Consider the following 4,409-nt stretch of genomic DNA (forward strand, 5'->3'; position numbering starts at 1 on the left):
TTCTTGTTTTCATATACATTAAATAAAATGGACTGCTAGCAACTTGAGTTAATTATTAGGAGTTCTAGAATGTACTTGGTTTTCGTCACAATTTCAGATGATTAAGTTATATAGGGCTCGGGTTTTTGAACAGTTATCGCTTCCAATAGTTTTAGAAATCAATGAAATTTCAGGAATATGGTGAGTAAATGCAGCTATCAAGAAAGCTAAATGCTTAAGTATGAAAGTAAAAGTGATGAAAAATTCGGATGATAATATGGAAGATTTTGTAGTAAGACAAATACTCTGGAGCGCATAGATGACAAATTTAATGTCTTAGTTTTTGAATTGGTTAATAATCTATTCTATTTATTACTTTTGTTCCACATAAAACATATAACGATGCATAAAATCTTCACCTTACTATTAGCAGGATCCGCGCTATTTTCATTTGGTCAAAGTATAGAACAAAAGGCCGCTCAAATACATGAGAAGGTATTTACTATAGATTCACATACTGATACCCCCTTGAAATTCTTTAATGGGGATTTTGATATTGGACTAGAACATGACGGTAGAAAAGGAGAAGGAAAAGTAGATATTCCGCGCATGGAAAAAGGTGGATTAGATGCGGTATTTTTTGCAGTTTTTATAGGACAAGGGGATAGAGATAGTTTGGGTCATGCCAAAGCTTATGAGAAAGCAGAACAGATTTTTGAAGCGACTCATCAAGAGGTGAAGAAAAACAGCAAGAAAGCGAAAATAGCCACCACTCCGAAACAAGGTTATCAACTGGAGAAAAAAGGCAAACGAGCTATATACCTATGTATAGAAAATGGATATCCCCTCGAGAATAATCTAGATAATATCAACCATTTCTACAATTTGGGTGCACGATATATTACCATTGTTCATTCTCATAATAATGATATTTCCGATTCTTCCACCGACAAGGTTGGACCAGAATATGATGGTTTATCGGCCTTTGGGGAAGAGGTTGTGGAAAGAATGAATGAGTTGGGCATGATGGTGGATGTATCACATGCTTCTGATTCTGCTTTTTACGATGTGTTGAAATTGAGTACTAAACCTGTGATTGCCTCACACTCTTGTGCCCGTGCTTTATGCGATAATCCACGTAATATGACTGACGATATGCTCAAAGCATTAGCCAAAAATGGAGGAGTCATTCAAATGTGTATTTTGAGTGATTATGTGAAGAAGCTAGAGCAAAGCCCAGAGAGAATAGAAGGTAGAAAAGCATTCAGAAAAAAGCATAGCAACTGGGCCAATTATACCGAAGAAGAACGTAAAGTAGGTTTACGAGATTGGTATCAATTAGATGTAGACTTCCCTCCAAACCTAGCTACAGTTTCTGATGCTGTAGACCATATCGATCATATTGTAGAAGTTGCAGGAATTGATCATGTAGGCATAGGTACCGATTTTGATGGAGGAGGAGGTTTGCAAGATTGTTACGATGCTTCTGAACTGGGGAATATCACCTTGGAATTAGTCAAACGTGGTTATTCAGAAGAGGATATTCGTAAGATTTGGGGTGGTAATTTTATGCGAGTATTTGAGGCTGTTGCTGCTAAATAAATCCTGAAAACAACCTATGTGTTTCTATTTCTTCAGATTCTATATTTGCCAATCATAAAAAACACAGAGTCATGATTGCCGTATTATTCGAAGTATATCAAAAAGAAGAATATAGATCAGAATATTTAGAAATAGCTACACAACTAAAGAAGAAACTAGAAACCATAGAAGGTTTTATTTCTATTGAAAGGTTTGCTAGCTTGCAAGATGATAGCAAAATACTCTCTTTATCATTCTGGCAAAATGAGGAGTCTATCGAACAATGGCGCAACTTAATGGAACATAGAGAAGGGCAATCAAAAGGGCGTGATCATATTTTTAGTGATTATAGAATCCGAGTGGCAGGAGTGATTCGAGATTATGGTATGAACAGGGTAGAAGAAGCTAGGTTGACTAAAAACGAACATTTCTAGCAGCTCCCTTTTCTAGAAGTTCTAAACGATTTAATCTACACTATTACAAAACATTAACAACAATAAATTTAATGAATAGGGCTGCAAAAAACCAAAGGAAAAATAACAACAACTTGAAAAATTAAAAATTATTCGTAACTTAGTATTTATTGATCACTTAATCAATGATATAACGCTCAAAAATGAAAATCAAGCACTTAAGTATTTTAATTGTTCTTATATTATCATGTGCAATATCTTTTGCTCAAGATAAGAAACTACAATCTGCAGATTTTCCATCAGCAGTAAATGCTTCATCATATATTGATGAATTGGGAGATCAGTGTTGGAAACTTAGAGATCGCTATAGTGATTCCGCTCTACAACTTGGATTACAAGCTCTTGAGTTAGCAGAACAATATCAATACCCAGATAAGCAAGCAAAAATCTCTAACTTTGTTGGAGTCGTATATTTACACTATTTATACAATTACCGAGAAGCCCTACCTTATTTTCAAAATGCCATGAGAATTAGTATCCTATTCAAGGATTCTATTCAAATAGCCTATTCCTACAATAATTTAGGCGATGTATTTCTGTTAAATGGTAACCTTCCTTTGGCTTTAAAATATGGTGAACTATCTTATAATATATTCAAAGGATTAAAAAAAGAAGATGGCATTGCTTTTTCATTAATCAATCTTGCAGAGGTACATCGAGCTCAAAAAAATTATAGTTTGTCTTTAGAATATTTCAACCAAGCTGTAGAAATTAGAAAATCTATCAACTCTGCCAATAGAATGGGCTTTGTAGCTTTTAATAGAGCAAGGACATTAGAGGAGTCTGGTGATTTAGAATCAGCTAAAAACTTTTATCAGCAATCATTGGAATATAGTTATGACTCTGACGATTTTAGATATGTTTCTTGGAGTTTAAATGGCTTGGCCAATGTATATTATAAATTGGCCGATTATCGTCAGGCTCTTGATTATTATACCAAAGCTCTTCAATGGAATATGGAAAGCAATCATGAATTTGCTTATTTAGATAATTATATTGGTATTGCTCTGGTATCTGCTCACCTAGGTCGTAAAGAAGAGGGGCTCAAGTTTTTAGATAAATCCATAAAAATAGCTAAGAAGTTAGGTGTTAATACTCAAATTATAGATTCCTATAACTCTGCATTAGAATTTTATAAAATACTTGGAGATTATAAGAATATAAAAAAGAGTTCCGATTTATTCCTCCATCAATATGATTCCATTTTAAGTGCTCAACAATTTGAAATTGTGAATGAACTGGAACAAAACTTCATGATTCAGCAAGAATTATTTCAATCGGAACAACAGCTTGAATATGATGAAAAAGAAAAGAAAGCATTACTCATTACCATTATAATTATGGTTCTCATTATTTTAGTCATCCTTTATCAATACCGAATCAATAAAAAGATAAATCAGAAGCTAAAAGAAATGAATCAAACTAAAGATAAGCTCTTTTCAGTGATTTCCCATGACTTAAAAAACCCCTTTAATACCCTTATCGGTTTTAGTGATATCCTGGTCTCCTCTATTGAAGAAAAAGATTATAGCGAAGCTCACATTCATGCTGCATTAATCCATAAAGCCTCTCTTGAAGGCTATAAGCAATTAACTACTTTATTAAATTGGTCCTTATCACAAAGTGGAAAGATTCATTATAGACCTGAAAATATAAAACTATCCGAACTGCTTCATGAATTAGAAGAATTATATCTCCCAAAAACTACAAAATACAAAGTTCAGTTGGAGGTAAAAAATGAAATAGAAGAGCCAGTGACATTAGACCCCAATATCGTCAAAATAATTCTAGAAAACCTTTTAACCAATGCCTTTAAATATACTCCCGAAGGAGGAAACATCACTATTTCAACCAATAAAGAAAAATATCATCTAATCATTAAAATCACTGATTCAGGAACTGGTATGATACCAGGGGTTTTAAAGGCCTTACAAACAAATGACAGATCAATTAAAAGTAAAACCGGTTTGAGAAAAGAGAGAGGAACGGGCTTAGGCTTAAGTATTGTTAATGACCTTATCGAGATTCATCATGGTAAATTAAAAGTAGAAAGTAAAGACGGAGCAGGAACATGCTTTACATTGAAATTTCCTTTAGCTCGATAATTATCCTAAGTTTACTCTTTTCATGATCCCCTTTCGCCTCTCCTTATAAAAGTATACTTTAATGCAAGCTGCCGATCTGCTTGATTTAGAGCAAACTTACAATTACTTTCAAGATTTAATATTGACATCTATTATAAAAAAGGTTACTAATCAGTCAAGTGTCAATTTACTGTAGTCGCCCATAATAAATGATTTTTTTGTTTTGCCCCTTCCCCGTGGGCATTAGCGTTAACTTAAGCAAAAAGCTCTTTCAATTTGTTGCTCAAAATTT

General features: G+C 33.5%; 3 protein-coding genes. All 3 read left to right on the forward strand.

Annotated features, from left to right (window positions below):
• Positions 1–381: 381 nt before the first annotated feature.
• The 3 genes from HNS38_RS19715 to HNS38_RS19725 all read left to right on the forward strand — a co-directional run bounded on the left by HNS38_RS19715 (position 382) and on the right by HNS38_RS19725 (position 4,138).
• A complete protein-coding gene (locus HNS38_RS19715) occupies positions 382–1,581 on the forward strand; it encodes a dipeptidase (RefSeq protein WP_172346967.1) in 1,200 nt (399 codons plus the stop codon).
• A gap of 71 nt (positions 1,582–1,652) precedes the next feature.
• Positions 1,653–1,994: an antibiotic biosynthesis monooxygenase gene (locus HNS38_RS19720; protein ID WP_172276114.1), complete on the forward strand. Its 342-nt coding sequence runs from the start codon at positions 1,653–1,655 to the stop codon at positions 1,992–1,994.
• Between the two features lie 182 nt (positions 1,995–2,176).
• A complete protein-coding gene (locus tag HNS38_RS19725; RefSeq protein WP_172276116.1) occupies positions 2,177–4,138 on the forward strand; it encodes a tetratricopeptide repeat-containing sensor histidine kinase in 1,962 nt (653 codons plus the stop codon).
• Positions 4,139–4,409: the final 271 nt, after the last annotated feature.

This window comes from Lentimicrobium sp. L6, from assembly GCF_013166655.1.
Classification (GTDB): Bacteria; Bacteroidota; Bacteroidia; order Bacteroidales; family UBA12170; genus UBA12170.

Coding starts and splice junctions, on each gene's coding strand:
- HNS38_RS19725 (WP_172276116.1), top strand. CDS start 2,177: ATGAAAATCAAGCACTTAAGTATTTTAATTGTTCTTATATTATCATGT.
- HNS38_RS19715 (WP_172346967.1), top strand. CDS start 382: ATGCATAAAATCTTCACCTTACTATTAGCAGGATCCGCGCTATTTTCA.
- HNS38_RS19720 (WP_172276114.1), top strand. CDS start 1,653: ATGATTGCCGTATTATTCGAAGTATATCAAAAAGAAGAATATAGATCA.